Here is a 20831-nt window from a genome sequence, read left to right as displayed (position 1 = left end):
CTCTGGCTTGCACGCTCTTTTGGGATGGTGAGGAGGCATCATGAATCCTGCAGACAACATGCCCTTGTGGGCACCTTCGCCGGAGCGCATCGCCTCGGCCAATGTCACCGCGTTCCGTGTTGCGGCGGAAAGGCGCTGGGGCGTTTCGCTGCCCGACTACGCTGCGCTTCATGATTGGTCGGTCGCGCATCCGGAGCAGTTCTGGGTCAGCGTCTGGGAAGACGGCGGCGTGATCGGCACGCGCGGCGAGCGGGTGCTGGTCGATGGCGAGCGCATGCCGGGGGCGAAATGGTTTCCGGATGCGCGGCTGAACTTTGCGCAGAACCTGCTGCGCTCGCGTGATGCCGGCGATGCCCTCGTGTTCTGGGGCGAGGACCGGGTGCAGAATCGCATGAGCCGCGGCGAGCTGTACCGCGCGGTGGCCCATTTCGCCGCCGCACTGCGCGAGCAGGGCGTGGTGGCGGGCGATCGCGTCGCCGCCTACATGCCCAACATGCCCGAGACGATCATCGTGATGCTGGCCGCGGCGAGCATCGGCGCGATCTTCACCTCGGCCTCGCCCGATTTCGGCGTGCAGGGCGTGCTCGACCGCTTCGGCCAGACCGAACCCAAGGTGCTGGTGGCCTGCGACGGCTATTACTACGGCGGCAAGACCATCGACGTGCTCGACAAGCTCGGCGAGATCGCCGGCCAGCTTCCCTCGCTGCAGCGCGTGGTGGTCGTGCCTTACGTGCATCGCGAACATGATCTGTCGCAGGTGGCGCATGCGCGCCTGTACGCCGACTTCATCGCGCCCTTCCATTTCGTCGACGACATCGCGTTCGCGCAGCTGCCTTTCGATCACCCGCTGTACATCATGTACTCCTCGGGCACCACCGGCGTGCCCAAGTGCATCGTGCATGGCGCCGGCGGCGCGCTGCTGCAGCACCTCAAGGAGCATCGCCTGCACTGCGACGTCAAGCCCGGCGACCGCGTGTTCTACTTCACCACCTGCGGCTGGATGATGTGGAACTGGCTGGTGTCCGGCCTGGCGGCCGGCGCCACGCTGCTGCTCTACGACGGCTCGCCCTTCGCCGGCGGCAATCATGTCCTTTTCGACTACGCCGACGCCGAAGGCATGACCCACTTCGGCACCTCGGCCAAGTTCATCGACGCCTGCGCCAAGTTCGGCCTCGAGCCGCGCGAAACGCACCGGCTCGAGACCCTGCGCGCGATGATGAGCACCGGCAGCCCGCTGGTGCCCGAAGGCTTCGACTACGTCTATCGCGAGATCAAGGCCGACTTGCAGCTGTCGTCCATCTCGGGCGGCACCGACATCATCTCCTGCTTCGTGCTGGGCAGCCCGGTATGGCCGGTGTGGCGCGGCGAGATCCAGTGCCGCGGCCTGGGCATGGCGGTGGACGTGTGGGACGACGACGGGCAGCCGGTGCGCGGCGAGAAAGGCGAGCTGGTGTGCACCAAGCCCTTCCCGGTGATGCCGCTGGGGTTCTGGAACGACGCCGACGGCAGCAAGTACCACGCGGCCTATTTCGATCGCTTCCCCAAGGTCTGGTGCCACGGCGACTTCTGCGAGATCACCGCCCACGGCGGCGTCGTCATCTACGGGCGTTCGGACGCCACGCTCAATCCGGGCGGGGTGCGCATCGGCACGGCGGAAATCTACCGCCAGGTCGAGAAGCTGGACGAAGTCGTCGAGAGCCTGGTGATCGGACAGGACTGGCCGCCGCAGAGTCCGGGCGACGTGCGCGTGGTGCTGTTCGTCAGGCTGCGCGAGGGCCTGGCGCTGGACGATGAACTGATCGGGCGCATCCGGCAGACGATCCGCGACAACACCACGCCGCGCCACGTGCCGGCCAAGGTGTTGCAGGTGAAGGACATTCCGCGCACCAAGAGCGGCAAGATCGTCGAGCTGGCGGTGCGCAACGTGGTGCATGGCCGCCCGGTGAAGAACCAGGAAGCGCTGGCCAACCCCGAGGCGCTGGCGCATTTCCGCGACCGGGACGAACTGGCCGGCTGAACGGCCGTGCAAAACCTTCGCCCCGGCAATGAATGACCGGGGGCGGGAGCGGTCCGGCACGACAAAACAGTGCCGGCCTCCGCTCCATCCCGAAAACGGCACCGCCAAGTTTGCAGTGTCGCTCGCAGTTGAACATTCAGGAGACAAGAAACGATGCATCAGCCAAATATCGAGTCTACTATAACTACCGCATCTACCCTGCCCGCCTTCCCTCGGGGCCGGAAGAACGCAAGCGCGTCGTGATCGTCGGCGGCGGTCCTGTCGGCCTGACCACGGCGCTGACATTGGCGCGCTACGGGGTGCCTTCCGTGCTGCTCGAATCCGAGCAGCAGGTCTCGGAGGGCAGCCGGGCGATCGTGTTCACCCGCCGCTCCATGGAAATCCTGCAACAAGCGGGGGCGGCCGACCGGATCAGTGCGGCGGGCCTGCCCTGGCGCTTCGGCAATTCGTTCTACCGCGGCCAGCGCGTGTTCCGCATGGAAGCGCCGCATGACGCGGACGATCGTTACTACCCGATGATCAACCTCCAGCAGCAGTATCTGGAGGAGTTTCTGGTCGATGCCGCCGAGGCTCATCCGCTGATCGAGCTGCGCTGGGGCAACAAGGTGCTCGGCGTCGAGCAGGCAGCGGATCACGCGCGGGTCGAGATCGACACGCCGGCCGGCCCGTACACCCTCGAGACCGACTGGCTGGTGGCCGCCGACGGCGCCCGCTCGGTGATCCGCACGATGATGGGTCTGGGTCTCGAGGGCGCTTCCTACGAAGGCCGCTTCGTCATCGCCGACATCCGCATCGACGTCGATCTGCCCACCGAACGCCTGGCCTTCTTCGATCCGTCCTGGAACCCGGGCAACACGGTGCTGATGCACCGGGAGCCGGGCAACATCTGGCGGGTGGATTACCAGCTGCCGGCGGACGAGACCCCGGAGCAGGCGCTGCAGCCCGACTCGCTGAAGGCGCGCATCGACGCCCAGCTGAGGATGATCGGCGTCGAGGAGCCGGAGTGGGAAATGGACTGGTGCTCGGTTTACTCCGCGCGCACCCTGACCCTCCCTGACTACGTGCATGGCCGGGTGATCTTTACCGGCGACGCCGCGCACATCCTGCCGATCTTCGGCGTGCGGGGCGCGAACACCGGCTTCCAGGACGGCTTCGACCTGAGCTGGAAGCTCGCATTCGCGATCCAGGGCTGGGGGACGGAGAAGCTGTTGCGCAGCTACTCGGCGGAACGGGTGAAGGCCGCGCGCGAGATCATCGACGAGGCGGGCAAGAGCATCCGTTTCATGACACCGCCCTCGGATGGTTTCCGCCTGCTGCGCGACGCAGTGCTGTCCCTGTCCCTGAAGCACGATTTCGTCCGCCCGCTGTTCCACTGGCGGACCTCGCGGCCGCACGAGTATTCCGATTCGATGCTCAACAGCCTCGGCGACGACAACGCGCTGTTCCACGCCGGCCCGGCGGACGGCGCGCCCTTGATGAATGTCCGCCTCGGCAGCGACGGCTTCCTCTTCGACCACTTCGGCCCCGCGCTGCACCTGTTGATGTTCGCCGAGATCGACGCGGTGCCCGCTCCGATCCTCGCCGAAGTCGAGGCCTTGCGCGCGCGCGGCGTGCCCGTGCGGATCATCGTGGTCCGCCGCGGCCGGAAGCAGGCGGTGGAAGGCGCCGATGCGGCATTCGGCAATGAAAGCGGGCACTTCTGGGAGAAGTACGGCGTGCTCGCCGACGGTGCGGCCTATCTGGTGCGTCCCGACCAGCATGTCTGCGCACGCTGGAAGAACCTGTCTCCCGATCGCCTGCGCGCGGCCCTGAATACCGTGCTCGGCAATTCCTGACTGAGAACTGAACATGACCAATCTTTCCATCCAAGAACTCGAGCGCATCTACGACAAGCTGGCGCTCGCAATCGACGCGGCAACGCCACAGCACGCCGAACTGTTCCTCGTCAAACTGGCCATCCTCGCCGCCGAGGCGCTCGGTGATGCCGACCGCTTCAACACCATGATCGAGGCCGCCGGCCAGGATCTTTGACATCCGCCAGCGCCCCCGCGTCCAGGCTCACGGCCGCGATGCTGTAGCGCGGCGCGATAAATGGCATCGTTTTGCGCGATAAATGGCATTGCGCGCATTTGCACTCTGTGCAAGGAATTTGCAGAACGAGCCGAAGGGCAACCGCGCGAAGATCGCGTCGATCAGCGGCCGGAAAATCCGTCCTGATAGTCTGCCGGCCTGTTCAAGCCTTCACGGTAGCTCTCCGGGCTGGACCGGCGCTGACAAGATCGCGCCCACGTCGATGCCGTGCCCTGCGTTGACCAGCATCTGCAGCCCGTCTGGCAGGTCAGCGCGATCGAGATCGATGTACTGACGCACACTTGTGTCTTTGATCAGCGCTTGTACGATCGGACTGCTGTCAGCAAGGATCGCGTATTTCGCGCTGCCGAAACGATCATAAAAGGCGCCAACGCTGATGTGGCGGGGCGCTGGAGTGGGCTCAGCGGCAGGCTGTTCGATCATGCGATACCGTCCCGGATACCGCGCATCAACGAACGCAGCGTCGGCGACGATGGTGTTGATGACGTTGCCGTCTGAGTCAACGATTTCATAAATCATGGTTGTTATGCCCCAAGAAGCTGCGCACGGTTTTCGGCGCGGAGCAGGTCCATCGCTTCCATGATCTTCCGGCAGGCGTACTGCGCCGGAACAGCTTCCGCCTCTTCATCCTCGAGGGTGTCGATGTCGCTGTCCGCAGTGGCTTCCAGTGCGTCGAACGCTTGTTGCAGCAGGCTCAGTGCTTGGTGGTTCGTGGTGTTCATCGTTTCTTCTCCTTGGCTTGCGCCAGGCATAACCCGGCGCTCAACCCGGACGGCGCGAAGCGCCGCCGGTTAGCTCTATGTTAGTACTCCAGAATAACAGCGCCATCACTCCCTGGCGCGCTAGTAGCGGAACCCACCGTCCCGTTACTATCGTTCACATATCGCAGTGCTGCGCCGCTGCCACCTCCAAACAGCCCGCCTGTGCCGCTTGTCGCATTCGTAGTACCGCCGACGCCGCCGTTGCCTGCCCTAGCCGCCCCACCACCTGCGAACATGCCCCCGGGGCCGCCTGTCGCGCTCGCGTTATTACTGGCACCACCACCACCACCACCACCCGCCCCACCCGCGCTTGACGAACCACCACTGGCACCACCACCGGTTGGCTGCATGAGGCCAGCATTGAGCCACGGCACATGAGCTGTGCCCGATGTGCTGCCATCGGCCGCAGGTCCGCCCTGACTCCCTGTAGATGGACCCAACGATCCGCCCCCGCCCAATCCACCGCTCGGACCGCCGCATCCAGCGCCACCCGTGGGGACACCAATTGAGGTGCAATCACCGCTCTTATGGCTAGTGCCGAAAACACCAACAGCGCCGCCCCCGGTTGCGCCCCCATTCCCAACTACTTGGCCACTTCCAGCGCCCGCAATATTTTCATCGCCACCCGTGGGCTCATCGCTCGCCGGCGCGCCCGCGCAGCTGCCGGACAAGCTGAATACGCCACCTTTACCGCCGGTCGCTACGATGTTCACGCCCGGTCCTGTCACCAGCGTATCGCCGCCGTCGTTCCCGTTGGCCCCTGTCGCGAAACTTGAAACTGTTACGCCCTCGCCGCGCGCGCCGATTTCTATCGTGAAGGTATCGCCTTTCCGCGCCCATACAGATTTTCTAACCAAGCTCCCAGGCCCACCCCCAGAAGCGGCCGCCAATTGACCCATCGCGGATTTAACCGCTGCTCCACTGGCAGACCCGCCGATCGCAGCGATCCGAAGGAGCCCGTCGTAAGGCATTACAAACTCGCCACTCGAGCGGACAACTTTGACAATCGGATTGATGCTGCGGCCAATTGCAAGACGCTGCCGGACCGTCTCGCTCAGGACGGCAAAATTGATGGGGTCGCTCATTGCGCAACAGTCTCCACAGTTGTGTATCCAGTCAGAACGGCATCGGTGTACGTCAGCGTCGTAGTGCGGATGCGGTCGCCGATGGTCTGCTCGACGCTCACCAACGCGCCGTCTGCGTAGGTGAGTGCAGTGGTGCGCGTGCCACCCGGTAGCACCTCCGAAACCCCAGTCAGCACGCCGTCGACATAAGTAAGCTCGCCCGCACTCGACAGACCCAGCTCGCCCGCCATGCGCTCGCTGCTCCACGTTTTGACCGGCGACGTCACAGTGTCATCGAGCATGCCGCCCGACACTGACCCCGCCGCCTGATCAGCCCAGTACCGTGCCGACCGGCGCCCCGGCTCGATCTCGACATCGCTGTCAGCCCACGCCGCTGCGCGGTTTGCTGATGCCAGCGCCTCATCGACCTTGTCTGCCGCCGCGGCTGCAGCGGCACCGGCCGCCACGGCGAAGCCCTCTGCAGCGCCAGCGGCCGAAGCAGCATCTCCGGCCCGCGCGGCGGCGATGCCAGCCTGGGCGACTGCGACGCCCGCATCTGCTGCCGCAGCGACAGCGGAAGATGCCGCAGCGGCTGCCTGGCCTGTTGCCGCCGCCTCGGCCGCAGCGGCTGCATCTGCATTGGCAGCCACATCAACTGCAGCATCGGATACAAACTGTGCGAGCGCATTGGCCTCGGCCTGGAATGCAGGCAGCGCGCCAAGTAACGCATCGGCTTCGTCGCTAAACGTCTCCGGCCGGCGCCGTGACGGCGGCGTAGGCAGCGGGGTGATTTGGTGAGTGCTCATGTCAGTCCTTCGATCTCGATTGCAAGCTCGGAATATGTCGGGTACGGGATCACGATGTCGTAGTCGATATAGAAACCATAGATAACGGCGGCATCCCAGCGCGGGGAACCGACGTAGACCGCCGCTTTGAAGCGCAACCGGTCAAGCGTGGCGGCCATGCTGTCGATCATGTTGTTGTCGACAAGCACCGGCCATCGTCCACGCCGTGAATACGCCCCCTCGCGGACGAACCAGTTACCCCAGTCGTCACGGGTTTTTTTGCTGAAATCGCGGATACCGAAGCTCGCGCCGTACCTGAACGACTTCGCAAAAACATGCAGCCGCCCCAGCACGAGTTCGCCGATCGTCACGCGTTCGCCAGGGGCGCTGACCGTGACAGCGACCTCGGCATTGCGATACATCGGCAGACCTGTGACAACGACGTGATTGCGTCGGCGAATTGGCTCAAAGAAATAGGTGGTCCAGTCATGCACCACTTTCGTGTCTTGCAGCTGAATGACCTCTTCGAAGACCACCCCTTCAGTCGCATCCGTCATCGATACTGTCACTGAATCTGCAACGACACCGATCAACGCAATACCGGTGATCAGCCCGGGGCGCGCGACAATCGACACAGCGTCATCCGCAGTCGTGCCGACCCCCACTTTCCCATCGAACATCTTCCAGCGATTCACGGCCCCCAATGGCAGCCAGACATCGGGGTTGCTCCTGGGCGGCTTGCCGACGTTGTTTTGCAACGCCTCGAAAACAGCGTGGTCGTCCATGACTTCCTCGCCGATGCTGTAGCTCGTTCCAGCATTCCAGGCCTGGGCATCATCCTCGGGGACCGACGAGCTGACGAGCAAGTCAGGTGTGATCGTTGTGGGCTCAATGACCTTCACGCCGCAACCTCTTCGACCATGAGCGCATTGCCGTCACGAGACACGCGCGCAAGCAGCCGGCTTGTCGACTGCGTATGCCGTGCTGTCGCGGTCGCAGCGGCACGCAGATCGCGGACCTCCGCCCGCAGTGCGGCGATCTCCCGAAGCAGCGCACTATTGTCACCGCCACCAAGCATCTGTTGGGTCTGCTGCGCAGAGTAGTAGCGCGCCGGGCCAGTCACCTCCAGCTCGGGACCACGCTCACCGACGAGACGCAGACCGCCCAAATGCAAGCCGCCAGCAGCAAATGCAGGCACTTGGCCACGTTGTTTCTCACGCTCGAAGTACGCGACGATCTGTTCCTGCGAGAGCCCCTGCAGCTCTGGGCTGATGTATGCGCTGTTTGCCATGAGGCCGGGCGGAAGCGCATCCAGCCAATCACCACTCGGCAACTGCCCGGCAGGGTTCTTCGGCGACCAAAGATCAGCGTTCGATCCACTGCTGCTGCTCGAGCTGCCGGACGTGCCGCGCGCAGCATGCAATGCGGCGATCGCATCTCTGACGGACATCACATTGCTGTTGATCTCGATCAGCGCGCTGACTTGTGCCGTGAGCGCGTCGAGCTGCTGCTGCGCGACACGCTCTTGCCGGCTCGCCACGCCTTCGGTTTTGAGCAGCACACCCTGGACCCGAGCGAACGATCTGTAATACTCCTCTGCGCTGGCGGCGGCTTCTCGGCTCGTGTCGAGGTAGTCTTCCGAAACACCCTGAAGACGATCCATTGCATCGGTGTCGCCCAGTGCCGCCCGACGGGCGACGTCGGCGAACTGGCGCTCGGCCGCGGCAGCACGGGCGTCGATGCCGAGCGGCGAGCGATCGCCCACGAGCAGCGACTCGCGGAACTCGCGCAGCCGGCGCGCAAAATCGCCCATGCGATTTGCCGCGGCTTGAAGTTCCGCAGCTTCGCGCTGGTATGCGCTGCGCAGCGCGGCCTCGGCCGCCGAGATGGCAGATGCACGATCGCGCTCAGCGCGGGCCGCGTCAGCAGACGCATTTGCCGCGCCCCCCATCGCCCCGGCAATTCCGCTCATGGCGCCACGCAGGCGGTCGAGCGCACCCATCACTTCAGGCGATTCCATAACCGCTTGGAACGCACTGACCCGAGCCGTGATGTCCGCGACCACCGCGTCGATGTGTGCGGCGTTGATTGCCTTGCTCAGATCGCCGCCGAGCACCAGTGCCTCGATCGCCGGGTTGATGATCTCGCCAACCATCAAATCCATGACTTCGTTTGCAACGCTACCTGCCATAGCGCGGCGGATGCCGGCGACCACATTGTCTTCGAGCTGCGCCGCGATCTCGGCCTGCGTCAGCTCGCCGGTCAGCCCGGCGACGATCGCCTGGCCGAGCGCGTTCGTGTCGATGCCGGCCAACGCCAAGGCCTGCCCACGCACGGCATCGAAGCTGCCTGCCAGTTTCAGCAGCTCGACATAGGTTTCGCGCCCGGACTCGGTCAGCAAATCCTGAGCTCGCAGCAGACCGCGATACTCCTCCGCGGTGCGCGGCATGACGACGCCCGCGCGCTCGAACGCATCCACGACCTGCGATTGCGCCCGCGCGACCTGGTCGGCGAGTGGCGTAAGCATGGCATAGGCCGCGGACTGCAAGCCGGCGAATTCATCCAGGCCACCGGCCAGGCTCATGAGCCGCGACGACGCCCGCATGGCACCCTCGGCGGCCGCATCGAACGTCAACCCGAGCTGGCCAGCAGACTCGATCGCCAGCGCAAACGCGCCGACCTGGTCGGCGATCATCGAGAGCGTGCGGCCGTCAGCCATCCCTCTGATCTCGTCCGCAGTAACGCCCAGCGCGGCCGCAGCCTGGGTGCTCGCGGACTCGATCGTTTTGATCTGCACCACGGCCGCGGCCAGCGCATCGGCGTCGATATCGTTGCCCAGCGCGCGCAAGGCGTCCGCCTGCCACTGATCCAGATCAGGCACGGCGGCGATCAGTGCATCGCGCAGCACCGGCCCCAGCGCGCCGATGAACTGCTCCAGCCCACGCTGTGGGTCCGATGAATACTTCCCGCCGAAGTCGATCAGCTCATTCGCATCCTGATCGATGATCGAGGCGCGGCCACGGCTCGGATCGTCGCCGTCTGCGGAAAAGCCCAGTCCCACGCGATACGTGCCAGCACCGCCCAGTGCGCTCGCCAGCGCATTGAACTGCTCGGCCATCGCCTCCGCAACAGGCGTGAGCGCATCTGCGACGCCCTGATTTCGTCGCTTGTAGAAATCATTTTCGCGAAACTGACCGGCCTCAAGCCCCCACGGATCATCGGGCGTCGCATAAATCCCGCGAACCTCCGCATCAGAGCGGGGTGACACCGTATCGCCAGCGCCGCCTGAGATGACGACCGCACCGGTGTGCGGCGTGCCGCCGCCGAAGGCGCCGAGTACGCTCGCCAGCGCAAGGACGGCACCGACCACGGGGATGACGGTGCCCGCTATCATGCCGGCACCAACCGCGCCACCGGCCGCCGCACCGCCCGACAATGTCGCGCCCATCGAGCCCAGAGACCCGAACGACGCCAAGCCTGAAGCCATGCCGGCACCAAACGAACCGAGAGAGGTTCCTGCGGCAAGCGATGCGATGCCAGAGACTGCGCCCGCCACACCACCGAACGCCCCCAGCGCCTGATTCGCGAGCGTGCCGTAGCCGTTGAAGCCACCCGACGCTCCGGCACCACCGGACAACGAGATCCCGCCCACGCCTTGCGGCGCGGCATTGTTCGGCGCAAGCCCTAGTGCCTCAAGCAATACGCTGCCGCTACCCATGACCAGGTCGCTGCCCGCCTGCGCGACCAGGCGCACGCTCGGCTCGATCACCATCGCCTTGAAGGTCCGCTCGAGCACGTCAGCCGCATCCTCGCCGCCGCTGATCAGCGCGTCGTAGATCGCGGACTGGATGTGGCCTGCCGTGTCCGACCACGCCTGGCGCGCCACGTCCGCCGCAGCAACGGCCGCGCGGGCGTTGCCGAGCTCGATCGCCTGCGTGCTTGCGTTGCGCCCAGCCTCGGCCGCACGGCGCTTCTCGGCCGCCAGGCGACGGTATTCGGCGGCCACGTCAGACAGCACACCCTGCTGGCCGAGCAGCGCCGCGGCGACATCGAGTTCGGACGCCGCCTGTTCGTCGGCCGCAGCGGTGGCCACCAGTTTCGCAGCGGTGTAGGCGGCGAGTTGCTGCTCGGTCATGCCGAGCGTCTCGATCTCTTCCCGGCCTCGCGCAATACCTTCGATCAGCGCATCGGCCCGGTTCGATTCGGCGTCGACGAGCCCTTGCAGCGCTTGCGTGCGGGCCTGCACAAGCTTCGCCTCCGCCTCGGCCGCGGCCTTGACGGCCGGCTGCTGCGAAAGCAGACGAGCCTGGGCGTCGGTCAGCTCATGAAGATTGATTTTACCGGCGTGATATGCCGCCGCCAGCGACTCCCATTTCTTGAAAAAATCGCCCGTATAGCCTGCGGCTGTCGCATCGAGCGTGGCGGCGAGCTCGATGCCGGCCGCGATCATGTCCCGCGCCGACTTCTCGGCTTCGGACAAGCCGCCCTGCGCCTTGCGTGCAGCTTTGTCCAACTCGGCCAGCTTCTGGTTCAGCGCGGTTTGCGCGGCGACGTGCTCGGGCAGCGCAGGATTGAAGCCGCCCGCATCGCGCATCACCCTGTCGAACTCGGCCTGCAGCGCGGCACGCTCGCGGGCGACCTTCGTAGCGCCCACCGAATTGGCATCGACAAAGGCTTGCACGCCCGCAATGCCCGCACGCACGGCCCGGTCGCGCGCCGTCGCCAAGTCGCCCTGCAAATCCTTTTGGCGCGAGAGCAGGCGCTGATACTCGTCCTCGGCCGCGATCAGTTCGGCGTTCTGCGCACGGATGTGGCGCTGGCTGAAGCCATGGTCGCGCGCCACGTCGATCTCGGCCCGCAGCTCACGAACCCGGCGCGCGGCCGCGTTGATCTCGCCCGCGTTCAGCCCCACGGCCGACTCGGCCGCAGCGATGGACGCATCCACTTCCCGGCGCGAGAAGCGGCCCATGTCGGCATTGAGCGCGCGCAGCTTCTGCAGCACGCCCTCGATATGGTTGTCGGCCGCTTGCGCGGCCTGCTTTGCCGCCGCTTCGGCCTTGCCGCCCCAGATCGCCCAGGCGGTGGCGCCGGCTGTCAGCGCCATGGTCAGCATGCCCACCGGCCCGCCCAGCGCCGTCACCGCGCGACCTGCAACGCCAGCAACGCTGGCCAGGCGGGACTGCGCCGCCGTCAGCGCCTCGGTGGCCGCCGTCTCGCGTGCACGGGCGGCGGCCATGGCGGAAGAGTTCGCCGTGGCCGAAGCCTGAGCCACCGCGGTACGCGCCAGCACCACCTGGTGCTGGGCTTCGGCGATCGTCGCCGCGCGCGTCTGGCGGGTTTTCTCAAGCTGGGCCGCAGCAGCGCCGTACAGTGCCACCGCATAGCGCCCGCCCACCGCGCCGGCGGCAACGATGGCGGCATTGGCAAAGCTGTCGAAGTGCTCGCCCAACGTACCGATGGCGCCTGCGACATTGGCCGTGACGCCCAACGCCTCGTTGGTCTGGCCCACGTATTCACTGAAGGCGGTGCCCAGATTGGTCAGCGCGTCGGCGATCGAGGTCGGCATCTGCCGCACCTGCTCAAACACCGCGGCGTTGCCGGCGACCAATGCCTGAGTCAGCATGTCCACTGACAGCCGGCCGCTGATGCCCAGCTTGCGAATCTCCGCCTCGGCCAGTCCGCTCGAGGTGGCCAACGTCCCCACCAGCGAGGGCATGGCCGCCATCATGCTCTGCCATGCATCGGATTCGATGCGGCCCGTCTGCAAGGATTTTGCAAGCGCAGCCTGCGCAGAAGAGGCGCGCTCCGAGCTTGCGGCATTGACGACGAGCAGGCCGCTGAAGGTGTCGATCGCGTCGATGCTCTCATCGAGCGACAGCCCCATCTGCCGCAGCACCGGGTTCATCAGGATGAAGCTTTCGCGCGTCTCGTTGATGCTGCGGAAAGTTTCGCTGGCGCTGGCCGCCATGCGGTTCTGTGCCTGCTCGTATTCGGCCGCACTGTCCACCGCCATGCGCATCCGGCTGGCGTACTGCCCGTAGGCATCCGCCGCCTGGATGATCTCGCGCACGCCCAGGAAGGCCGTCAGGCCGTGCCCCATCCGTGCCAGACTTGCCGTGGTCGCGCTGGCCGACCGGTCTATACTCTCGACGCGGCGACCGAAATCATCCAGATGCCGCCCGGCACCATCGACTGCGGCGACGAACTCGGCCGAGTCGCCGCGGATGCGAATCACCAGATCACGGGAAGCTGAGGACATGGTCAACCTTTTCTACTACTGCTCGATGGGACTCGTGTGGCTACTGCTGGCACTGGTGCTGCACGGCGTGCTGGGCGCCTGGTTCTGGCCGCTGCTGGGCATCAACCTGGCTGCCGGCGCCTGGATCGGGCGGAAGCGGAATCAAGCGCCGCGCGCTTGATCGATCTGCGCCAATTCATCCGCCGCCGCGTCTTCCATCACCTTCAGATCACGCATCAGCGCCGCACGGCGCCGGCGCTTGATGCCCTGTAGGCGCATCACGGATTCGACCTGACACCAGTCCAGCCCGACCCGCTGCGCACCCAGGCCACCCGACACCCAACGCCACTGCCGCCACACCAGGCACCACAACTGAAACGCCGGCCAGTTGTGGGCATACACCCCGAAGGGCGCATCATCCGGCCGGGCGCGCTCGGCAGCAGCACGCTCGGCCAGGCCAAACGCCGCTAGATCGTCGGCGAACTCGTCGGGGCCGGATCGTCCTGCTGCGCGCCGGACCCAATGTCGGGCGCAGTCGGCGAGTTTCCCAGCGTGGCCGGCGGCTGGGCGGGCAGGCCAAAGCGAATCTCCGTTACTGCGCGGCGAATGCCCGCACCCAAGAACGCGCCATGCTCGCCGCGCAGCGCCGCCGCCAGGTGCTCGATGCCCACCGGCGCGCCGTCCGGCCCCTTCACATCCCAGCCGACCAGCACCCTGGGCAGCGCCTCGGCGTTCTCGGCCAGCACGTCGGCGAACTCGCGCTTTGCGGCATCAGCCTCGGACCGCTGCGGAAACAGCGCCAGATAGTCCGACTCCGCCATCACGCGGAAGGTGCCGGTAAAGCGGTGCGGCGCGAAGGTGCCGCCGTTGGTCGGCACCTGGACCGTTACCGGCCACTGCACCGTGGGGTTGCTGACCAGCACGAAAGCCGGCGCCGGCTGTTGTTGATTGCTCATTGGGTGAAAGTCCTTTGCAGGTTTACAGGTAGGTCAGGGTGATTTCGTCGTTGCCGGCGACGGGCGTCGGCTCCAGCGTCAGCTTGTAGGCCAGCATCTCTTCGATCCTGTCGTACTCGACGCCGATGATGCGCACCTTTGCGTCCACCTTGGCCTTGTGGCCGATGCGGCTGTCCTGTGTCGTCGTGACATCGACCACCGTGCCTGCGGTCGCCAGCGCGAACGGATCGAACACCCCCAGCCCCGGCGCCAGCACCGTGACGCTGCCAGTGGGCTTGCGGTCGGTGATGGCAACCTCGACTTGCGGGCCAGGCAGATCGATGCGCGCGAGCTGGTTGCCGAGGTTCAGCTCAAAGGTCGAATACGCCAGCGTGGTGGCACCGAACACCATGCCGCTGGTGGTCGCCGCAGTCACCGGCTGCTCGATGGGCCAACCCTCGCGATCGACCACCGGCGGTGCCTCGGCCACCGGCACCGTATAGATCGACTGCATCTCGATCCTCAGCAGCGGGATGCCCTTGGCCGACATCGTCAGCGCCACGTTGCAGCGGCAGCCCACCATCTTGTGGGTAACCTGATCGATGTTGATGTAGGCCGTGACCGATTCGATATTGCTGGACACCAGGCTGTACGCGGCGGCCGTGTCTTCGGTCAGCGTCTCGGCAAAGGCCGCCGCGAACAGCAGGGGCGCGAACTTCGGCACACCGCCAGGCACGCCAGGGCCAACAAGGGCAAGCTCGAAGCTGAGCGTTGAATACTTGCCGGTGATCAGCTTGCCGCCGTTGCCCATGTACGGCGCTTCGATGTTGCGATCCGCGGTCTCGACGTCGAACGGCTGAAAGGTCACATTGCGCGCCTCGATCCAGTTGGCGGCGCCGGTGGGTTCGGCATCGACGCCGACCGTGACTTCGCGCTTGATCAGGATCGCCTTCTTTTTCCAGAAGCGCGGGTTGGCTACTACGTTTGCCATGACTTATTCCTCCTGCCTGGCCGGCCGGCGAATGCCGTCCTGGCCGACGATGTAACGGCCGCCGCGACCCCAGTACGGATCGCCGATGTATGACGTGCCTGCGGAGCCTGGCGTGGCGGACGGGGGCAACGCGGCCCCGTCCGCGCCAGGTACTGCCTCGGACTCACGGTTGAGGGTGCCGGGGAAACCGTCCCCGGCGGCGGGGGCGTCGACTTGCGTCTCAGCCCTTTCACTGGCCGATGCGGCCTTGGAAGTTCGGTTGCGAGTCATGCTCGTCTCTCATAGAAATCGGTGACGTATTCGTCCATCCACCACAGGACGCCATCGTTGAACTTCAGCAACGTCCCCGGCCCGCGCTGCGCCCAGCCGATTGCTTCATTGGGCGACCAGCCGGCAAGGGCTGCCCGCACCTGACTGCGGCGTAGCGACAGCTCGGACATGGCTCCGGCGCCTTCGCCATCGCTCAAGTTCGACAGCGCAATCACCACGCCCAAGCGAACAACGACGTGCTGCACAAAATCACCCGCCAGCGGGTTGGCCGACGGCGCATCCGACAGCGGCACGACAAAGGCTGCAGGTGGCGCCACCATCCCGCCTTCGATTGCCTCGAGGTCGGCCGCACTGCCCACCTGCGCCCAATCGACGAGCTGCGCGGCCAGGCGCTGCCGGTAGGGCGTGATATCGAAGTCCGCCATGTCAGTAGTCCCGCAAGGCGTCAGCGCTGAACACAGGCGGCGACGACACCGACTGCACCAGGTCGCCGTCCTGCTTGTCCTGAGCAGGCGCATCGGTACCGTCGCTCGGCAACGAGGCGACGCCGCGAGCGACGTCACGAAGGAAACCCAGCGCCTGCTCGTACCGTGTCTGCGCCGATTCCGTGACACGGGTGCCAAGCAGGTAATACATCGCGATGTCGCATGCCTGCCGCACCGGGAAAGCCCGGCCAGCCAAGGGGAGCGCATACCGTTCGGCCAGATAGCTATCGATCAGTTGGTCGGCGTCTTCGAACGCGCGCGCCAGCACGGCAGTGTCGATATCCGTGCCGCCGCGGCTGGTGACCTGCACGATTTGCGCCTGGCCAAAGGTGTCGACCATTGCCTGCTGCGTGGCGTAGCTCACGGCTTGGGCTCCTGCTTGCGGGCGCGGCGCGGCGCCGCTTCGGCCGCAGGGGTCTCCGGCGCCTGCGGCTCGGTCACGCTGGCCGGCGGCGGCACCGCGCGGCGCGACTCGCGCACGCGGGTACTGCTACGCCGACCGCTTTGGCTGCGCGCGACCATCACGCCACCGCGTCTTCGATGAAGAAGGCAGCGTCCGGCGCGGAAATGACTTCCTTCACATGCTCGCCAGAGCGCACCCGCACACCACCCTCAATACCGATGTCCGGATCATTGATAGTGCCGGCGACCTTCGCCCCCCATTGCGCCGTCCAACCAAAGGTCGGCTGATCCGTTTCAGCGGCCATCTGGTCGATCGACAGCAGGGCAATGTGCTTGCCCCAGCAGCGCTGGAAGTTCGGCTGCTGGCCCTTGCGCGCCACGTTGTGACGCCCTGCGCCGACCAGCACTTCATTCACTTCGAAGAGCTCGGCCACCTGCTGGCGTGTCACCGTGCCGGACTGCTGCGCGCCCCCCTTGCAGGCTTGCACGATGTCAGGATGCACGCGGAACTGAGTCCAGGCCTCCTGGCCGAACACCATCACGTTCGGCCGCACCAGCGGCACATCGAGCTTTTCCAGGACGAAGCCCAGCGGATCGGAATTGGCATGATCCGAGAAGCGCTCATCGCCGGTCAGCTTGGCCTTGTTGGCAGCGGGATAGGTCGCGGCATTGAAAACCAGTTGCGCAACGCGAACCTCGCGCGAGAGCAGCATCAGGTTGGTCAACATCATCGTGGCCACCTCGAGCGGCCCCTTCGCTCCGGGTGCCTTGGGCATATCGGCAAAGAGCTTGATGTCGCGGTTCGGCACGGGCGCATCCAGGCCGTAATCCAGGCAGCGATCCACCACTTCGGCGCCATCGAACTCGACGAAGTTGGGCCTGCCCTTACGGCCCACCGTCGTATCCGGCACGGTGTAGGCGGCGGCCTTGTCGTACCTGGTGTAGACGAAGGTTTCCCCGGTGCTCTTGCGCGGCAGCACACGATCCGCGATCAGCGTGACCAGCGGGTTGACGTAGGCGATTGCGATCGCGGTCAGCGTGGGATTAACGGCAAACGGTGCAGATGCCATGGTTGGAACTCCTGTCAGGAAGCGGCCAGCACGGCCGGGAAGATGAATGCACGGAAGATGTCACCGTCCGCCGAAGCAGGTTCCAGCGCCATGCCGATAGCCCGGACACCTGCGCCGGGCTCGCCCTGGACAGCCTTGCCACCGGCCCCGGCGACGAAGAACTTGCCCTGGCCGATGGCGCCACCCGCCGTTACCAGCGCTTCGCCGTGGTGCACCAGGTCGACGCGCTCACCCTCGACGGCTGCGATGTCAGTCGTGACGCCCACGGTTTCATCGGTGGGCGCAGTGGAAGCCAGCACCTTGCCGGCTTCGGCCGCAAACTTCGCCAGGCGGTAGCGCGCGACGGCACCACCAGCGGTATAGGTCTTGATCAGCATCTTGGTTTCCTCCGATCAGCGGCCAGCGCGGGCCTGCACCTGGGCGACAGCACTGGCCGCATCGAGCGTGCGGCCCTCGCGGGCAGCCTTGTTCATCAGCTCGCTGGCTGCTTGTGCCAGGGCGTGGGGATCATCGGCCGCGGGCGCGGCAAACTCGGCCGAGCCACCAGGCGCGGCTTCACCCTGCGGCACCGGGGACACGATGCCGGCGAGCACCGCGCGCAGTGCCGCAGCCGGGGGTTCGCTTGCCGTGGCGTTGTCGCCAGTCGAAAACGACACCGGCTGCTCGACGGCGGACAGCGCATCGAGTACCGCCACCAGGCGCGAATGCAGCGCAGGCGGAATGCAGTGGGTCATGCTCGCCGCGAACTCCACGTTCTGGCTGTGTGCGGCGGCGATGCGCGCAGCTTGTGCAGCGGCCAGTTGCGCCGTCAGCGCAGTGTTCTGCTCGCGCAGCTGCGCGATTACCTGTTCGGACATGGTGTGCTCCTGTGGTTGAGGGTTGGGCGCGGGCGCTGCCGGCGGCGCGGAGAATGCGCCCAGGGGTTGGGTGTCTGCGTCACGCGCGGCGGCTTCGATGCCCTCCACTTCCCAGCGGGGCAGTACCTGGTCGGCGGTTTCCTGCCCGTGCGAAGCCAGCAGCCAGTCGCGCAGGTTGAGCAGCAGACGGCCCATGCCTTGCCAGCTCGGCGTGAAATCGGAGAACTCCACCAGGCCATCGACCGGCCCGGAGAAGTCCGCCTCGGCAAGTCCGGTCACGGCGGGCGCCACCGCACCGAGGTAGCCCAGGTGTCGGATGTACCAGCGCCCCGGCGTCGGATTACCCGGCGTTGCCGGACCGAAGAGCGCCAGCGACACCTTGCGGTAGTGCTTCTTGCTGACCGCGTCAGCAAAGGCCGGATCAGTGGTGCCGAACTCGATGCGCAGCCGGTCGTCGTCGCCTACACGGGCAGCGTTGATCCAGCCACGAGCGGGATGATTGGTCTGGGGGTGGCCGATGACGACCGGAGAACGAAACACCGCCGGGTCGTAGGACGCGGCAATGGCATCGAGGTCGGCGCGCGTGAAGGTGTGCCTATTGCCTGCTGCATCGACGAAGGTGCCGGGGCGCAGCGATTCGACGACGATGGGGGCGGAGGGATGGGCGGTCGAGGTATCCATGTGGCACATGGTCGCCGCCGCGCGCACCGGGAGCACGCAAAGCCCTTTGCAGAATGCACAACGCCCGCACAAGGGCGGGCGCTGCACTGGAAGTGTGCCACGATCAAGCCCCGAAGTGCCGTGACAGGATCTCCAGAATTCCCTCGCGGGCGGGCGCGGTCAGCTGACCGGAGTCCCCCGCGAGCGGCAGATAGGGGCGTGCCGGAATGGTGCTGCCGGGGTGCTTTGCCGACTTCACCACTGCATCGCCGATGGCCAGCGCCTTGGCCCGTTTCGGGCGGATCGTGCTCGGACTGGTCTTGCCGCCAAACTGGTGGATAGCGGCGTACACCGCCGACACGCCGATCTGAGCGAAGTCTGCACCGCTCGACCCATGCACAGAGGCCGCAAGCCGGCCAGTATCCTGCAACAGCTTTGCTCCCGCGGCACGGTTGGCGACGGCCTTGCTGATTCGCCCATCCTTGCGGGTGCCACCCGCAGCCTTGGCCCAGCGGCCGATGCGCCCCTCGATCGTGGAGCGGGCCAATGGCGCCCACTTGGGGCCACCTGGTTGCGCCTGGCGCGCGAAGGCTTCCTCGGTGAGATCGTTCAGCAAGCCGGAAATGGCCCGCATGGCCGGCGTGAGGTTTTCGCCGGCCTTCAGCAGTTCGGCCAGGCGGCGAGTGACCTGGTCTTCGGTGATCTCGACGTGAAAGGCAGTCATGGTCTATCCTTCATATACACCCATTGGGGCGGCAGCGTCCGCCAGCGCCTCCTACTCCCAGCCCCAGGGTTCCCGACGTGTGGCGGCGCGTCGGGTTTTCTATTTTCGGTACCGCAAAAAGCCGGCGCGCTGATGTTCCAGGTATTCGCGGCGCTTGCGGCCATCGCCGGCATCGGCCGGGAACACGGTCGAACCGCTCCAGCCGTCACGGCCATACTCGAAGGCGCCGATGCCATACAGCGCGGCATCTTCCGAGACCAGCTCGATCACTTTCAGGTAGCGTCGCTTGAGCAGCCATGTGCCTGGCTGCGCACGGCTCTCCTCCCAGCGCATCCAGATCTCGTCCGGTTCGCGCACCGTCTCCGCCAGCAACCGCATGTAAGGCCCACGGCCGCGCTTGTCGGCCTTGATGTTTCCGCGGCCATCCGTGAAAAGCGCATCGCTGATCGTCAGCATGTCACCCGCCACATCATCGAACACCACAGGCCGGCCGATGTCCGCACCGAACTCCTGCAGGAAGGCGCGCGCATAGTCCACCGGGGGCAAACCTTCCGGCAGCAGCCGGGCCGATTGCACGCGGGCCGCAGCTGGCATGCCTGGCAAAGCCACGCCTTCAGGGAAGGTGCGCGGCAGATCATCGAGCGGCGGCGGCGCAAAGGGGCGCGTCCAGGTTTCGCCGGGGTTGTAGTTCCAGCCGGGGTCGGGCGTGAAGTGCTGACCAGGCGCGTGCTCGAAGCGCGTCACCTCGATCGGATCACGGTCCGGCCAGACCTGGGCGGGGCCGCTGGTGAGCCGGCCTTCGCTGCTGGAAACTGCCAGCCCGGCCGCTCGCACTTCCGCCTCGGTGCGCGCCCGGATGCGGCAGCGGCAATTGAACCCGTTGGGCGCATAGTGCGTGTGCCAAATCGGATCGTCGTGCCGGAACACACGGCCATGCATGGCCGCATGGCTGGGCCGGGTGCGGCCATCCATCACCGCCACATACTCCCAGTACGGGCGATCCTCCACGTTTTCCCGCTGCGCCTGGTAGCGTGCGGCCATGTAGGCCGTTTGCAGATTGGTGCGGAAAATGGTCTGCATCCGATGCGGCGTCAGCGTCTTCAACTCGCCGGTTTCTTCATTGAGCAGCTTGTGCCGCCCCCACAGTCCAAGCTTCTCCAGGTCGGGGATCAGGGCGTCTTGCCACTGCGCAAAAGCCTGGCCTTCCTTCAGCGCGGCATCGAGGCGGCCGCGAATAGCCTGCAGTGCATCGATCTTCATCACCCCGGCAACCGTGTGTGCTCGCGCCTGGGCGTCCTGCCACACATCGCGCCAGTCCCAACTGATGGCGTAGCCCTTGGAGCGGAAGTAAGCCAGCGCAGCTTCCGGAGGCATGGCGAACGCTGCACGCAAATCGGGGGCGGACATCAAAGCACCTTTGCGCCAGCAAGGCTTTTATAAAAGCCGCAGACGGCCGATTCAGCCCCGGCGCAAGCATCCGG

At 66.0% G+C, this 20831-nt stretch carries 19 protein-coding genes; 4 read left to right on the top strand and 15 right to left on the bottom strand.

Annotation, left to right across the window (positions count from 1 at the left end):
* Positions 1–40 precede the first annotated feature (40 nt).
* The 3 genes from ACNQFN_RS11575 (at position 41) to ACNQFN_RS11565 (ending at position 4048) form a co-directional block, all read left to right on the top strand.
* Positions 41–2017: an acetoacetate--CoA ligase gene (locus ACNQFN_RS11575; protein WP_418646568.1), complete on the top strand. Its 1977-nt coding sequence runs from the start codon at positions 41–43 to the stop codon at positions 2015–2017.
* A gap of 128 nt (positions 2018–2145) precedes the next feature.
* Complete coding sequence (locus ACNQFN_RS11570) at positions 2146–3852, top strand: FAD-dependent monooxygenase (RefSeq protein ID WP_418646567.1); 1707 nt, start codon at positions 2146–2148, stop codon at positions 3850–3852.
* Between the two features lie 13 nt (positions 3853–3865).
* Positions 3866–4048, top strand: a complete 183-nt coding sequence (locus ACNQFN_RS11565; RefSeq protein ID WP_068637758.1) for a hypothetical protein — start codon at positions 3866–3868, stop codon at positions 4046–4048.
* Between the two features lie 210 nt (positions 4049–4258).
* On the opposite strand, the gene ACNQFN_RS11560 is transcribed toward ACNQFN_RS11565, so the two are convergent.
* The 5 genes from ACNQFN_RS11560 to ACNQFN_RS11540 form a co-directional block, all read right to left on the bottom strand.
* Complete coding sequence (locus tag ACNQFN_RS11560; protein ID WP_418646566.1) at positions 4259–4627, bottom strand: hypothetical protein; 369 nt, start codon at positions 4625–4627, stop codon at positions 4259–4261.
* Between the two features lie 5 nt (positions 4628–4632).
* A complete protein-coding gene (locus tag ACNQFN_RS11555; protein ID WP_418646565.1) occupies positions 4633–4830 on the bottom strand; it encodes a hypothetical protein in 198 nt (65 codons plus the stop codon).
* A 1120-nt stretch (positions 4831–5950) separates the two neighbouring features.
* Positions 5951–6739 (bottom strand): hypothetical protein, encoded by a 789-nt coding sequence (locus tag ACNQFN_RS11550; RefSeq protein WP_418646564.1) that lies wholly within the window; start codon positions 6737–6739, stop codon positions 5951–5953.
* The gene (locus tag ACNQFN_RS11545; RefSeq protein ID WP_418646563.1) at positions 6736–7620 is read right to left on the bottom strand and encodes a hypothetical protein; all 885 of its coding nucleotides are present in this window, start codon (positions 7618–7620) and stop codon (positions 6736–6738) included. The genes ACNQFN_RS11550 and ACNQFN_RS11545 overlap by 4 nt, the downstream gene beginning before the upstream one ends.
* A complete protein-coding gene (locus ACNQFN_RS11540; RefSeq protein ID WP_418646562.1) occupies positions 7617–12977 on the bottom strand; it encodes a tape measure protein in 5361 nt (1786 codons plus the stop codon). Before ACNQFN_RS11540 ends, ACNQFN_RS11545 begins: the two co-directional genes overlap by 4 nt.
* Between ACNQFN_RS11540 and ACNQFN_RS11535 the strand changes: the two genes are divergently transcribed.
* Entirely contained in the window at positions 12976–13137 is a 162-nt protein-coding gene (locus ACNQFN_RS11535) for a hypothetical protein (protein WP_418646561.1), read from the top strand. The two genes, ACNQFN_RS11540 and ACNQFN_RS11535, sit on opposite strands and share 2 nt — an antisense overlap.
* Here the strand turns inward: ACNQFN_RS11535 and ACNQFN_RS11530 are convergent.
* The 10 genes from ACNQFN_RS11530 to ACNQFN_RS11485 all read right to left on the bottom strand — a co-directional run bounded on the left by ACNQFN_RS11530 (position 13119) and on the right by ACNQFN_RS11485 (position 20757).
* The gene (locus tag ACNQFN_RS11530; protein ID WP_418646560.1) at positions 13119–13358 is read right to left on the bottom strand and encodes a DUF1799 domain-containing protein; all 240 of its coding nucleotides are present in this window, start codon (positions 13356–13358) and stop codon (positions 13119–13121) included. The genes ACNQFN_RS11535 and ACNQFN_RS11530 overlap by 19 nt on opposite strands.
* Positions 13359–13423: 65 nt before the next feature.
* Positions 13424–13912, bottom strand: coding sequence for a hypothetical protein (locus ACNQFN_RS11525; RefSeq protein WP_418646559.1), 489 nt, complete (start codon positions 13910–13912; stop codon positions 13424–13426).
* Between the two features lie 22 nt (positions 13913–13934).
* Complete coding sequence (locus tag ACNQFN_RS11520) at positions 13935–14882, bottom strand: phage tail tube protein (RefSeq protein ID WP_418646558.1); 948 nt, start codon at positions 14880–14882, stop codon at positions 13935–13937.
* Positions 14883–15148: 266 nt separating this feature from the next.
* A complete protein-coding gene (locus tag ACNQFN_RS11515) occupies positions 15149–15577 on the bottom strand; it encodes a phage tail terminator protein (RefSeq protein WP_418646557.1) in 429 nt (142 codons plus the stop codon).
* A 1-nt stretch (position 15578) separates the two neighbouring features.
* Positions 15579–16001 (bottom strand): gp436 family protein, encoded by a 423-nt coding sequence (locus tag ACNQFN_RS11510; protein WP_418646556.1) that lies wholly within the window; start codon positions 15999–16001, stop codon positions 15579–15581.
* Between the two features lie 157 nt (positions 16002–16158).
* The gene (locus ACNQFN_RS11505) at positions 16159–17109 is read right to left on the bottom strand and encodes a hypothetical protein (RefSeq protein WP_418646555.1); all 951 of its coding nucleotides are present in this window, start codon (positions 17107–17109) and stop codon (positions 16159–16161) included.
* A gap of 14 nt (positions 17110–17123) precedes the next feature.
* Positions 17124–17486, bottom strand: coding sequence for a hypothetical protein (locus ACNQFN_RS11500; protein WP_418646554.1), 363 nt, complete (start codon positions 17484–17486; stop codon positions 17124–17126).
* A gap of 15 nt (positions 17487–17501) precedes the next feature.
* The gene (locus ACNQFN_RS11495; protein WP_418648885.1) at positions 17502–18647 is read right to left on the bottom strand and encodes a hypothetical protein; all 1146 of its coding nucleotides are present in this window, start codon (positions 18645–18647) and stop codon (positions 17502–17504) included.
* Between the two features lie 103 nt (positions 18648–18750).
* Positions 18751–19350: a phage virion morphogenesis protein gene (locus ACNQFN_RS11490; protein WP_418648884.1), complete on the bottom strand. Its 600-nt coding sequence runs from the start codon at positions 19348–19350 to the stop codon at positions 18751–18753.
* A gap of 99 nt (positions 19351–19449) precedes the next feature.
* On the bottom strand, positions 19450–20757 hold the full coding sequence (locus ACNQFN_RS11485; RefSeq protein WP_418648883.1) for a PBECR2 nuclease fold domain-containing protein: 1308 nt from the start codon (positions 20755–20757) through the stop codon (positions 19450–19452).
* Between the last annotated feature and the right edge of the window lie 74 nt (positions 20758–20831).

The organism is Thauera butanivorans (assembly GCF_048398245.1).
Lineage (GTDB): Bacteria > Pseudomonadota > Gammaproteobacteria > Burkholderiales > Rhodocyclaceae > Thauera > Thauera butanivorans.
This window is presented reverse-complemented; position numbering and strand designations above follow the sequence as displayed.

What these genes read in the sequence shown, in the direction of transcription:
- ACNQFN_RS11495 (WP_418648885.1), bottom strand. Translation starts at nt 18,647, where the DNA reads ATGGATACCTCGACCGCCCATCCCTCCGCCCCCATCGTCGTCGAATCG.
- ACNQFN_RS11535 (WP_418646561.1), top strand. Translation starts at nt 12,976, where the DNA reads ATGGTCAACCTTTTCTACTACTGCTCGATGGGACTCGTGTGGCTACTG.
- ACNQFN_RS11565 (WP_068637758.1), top strand. Translation starts at nt 3,866, where the DNA reads ATGACCAATCTTTCCATCCAAGAACTCGAGCGCATCTACGACAAGCTG.
- ACNQFN_RS11485 (WP_418648883.1), bottom strand. Translation starts at nt 20,757, where the DNA reads ATGTCCGCCCCCGATTTGCGTGCAGCGTTCGCCATGCCTCCGGAAGCT.
- ACNQFN_RS11525 (WP_418646559.1), bottom strand. Translation starts at nt 13,912, where the DNA reads ATGAGCAATCAACAACAGCCGGCGCCGGCTTTCGTGCTGGTCAGCAAC.
- ACNQFN_RS11500 (WP_418646554.1), bottom strand. Translation starts at nt 17,486, where the DNA reads ATGCTGATCAAGACCTATACCGCTGGTGGTGCCGTCGCGCGCTACCGC.
- ACNQFN_RS11560 (WP_418646566.1), bottom strand. Translation starts at nt 4,627, where the DNA reads ATGATTTATGAAATCGTTGACTCAGACGGCAACGTCATCAACACCATC.
- ACNQFN_RS11515 (WP_418646557.1), bottom strand. Translation starts at nt 15,577, where the DNA reads ATGGCGGACTTCGATATCACGCCCTACCGGCAGCGCCTGGCCGCGCAG.
- ACNQFN_RS11490 (WP_418648884.1), bottom strand. Translation starts at nt 19,350, where the DNA reads ATGACTGCCTTTCACGTCGAGATCACCGAAGACCAGGTCACTCGCCGC.
- ACNQFN_RS11520 (WP_418646558.1), bottom strand. Translation starts at nt 14,882, where the DNA reads ATGGCAAACGTAGTAGCCAACCCGCGCTTCTGGAAAAAGAAGGCGATC.
- ACNQFN_RS11555 (WP_418646565.1), bottom strand. Translation starts at nt 4,830, where the DNA reads ATGAACACCACGAACCACCAAGCACTGAGCCTGCTGCAACAAGCGTTC.
- ACNQFN_RS11505 (WP_418646555.1), bottom strand. Translation starts at nt 17,109, where the DNA reads ATGGCATCTGCACCGTTTGCCGTTAATCCCACGCTGACCGCGATCGCA.
- ACNQFN_RS11550 (WP_418646564.1), bottom strand. Translation starts at nt 6,739, where the DNA reads ATGAGCACTCACCAAATCACCCCGCTGCCTACGCCGCCGTCACGGCGC.
- ACNQFN_RS11575 (WP_418646568.1), top strand. Translation starts at nt 41, where the DNA reads ATGAATCCTGCAGACAACATGCCCTTGTGGGCACCTTCGCCGGAGCGC.
- ACNQFN_RS11540 (WP_418646562.1), bottom strand. Translation starts at nt 12,977, where the DNA reads ATGTCCTCAGCTTCCCGTGATCTGGTGATTCGCATCCGCGGCGACTCG.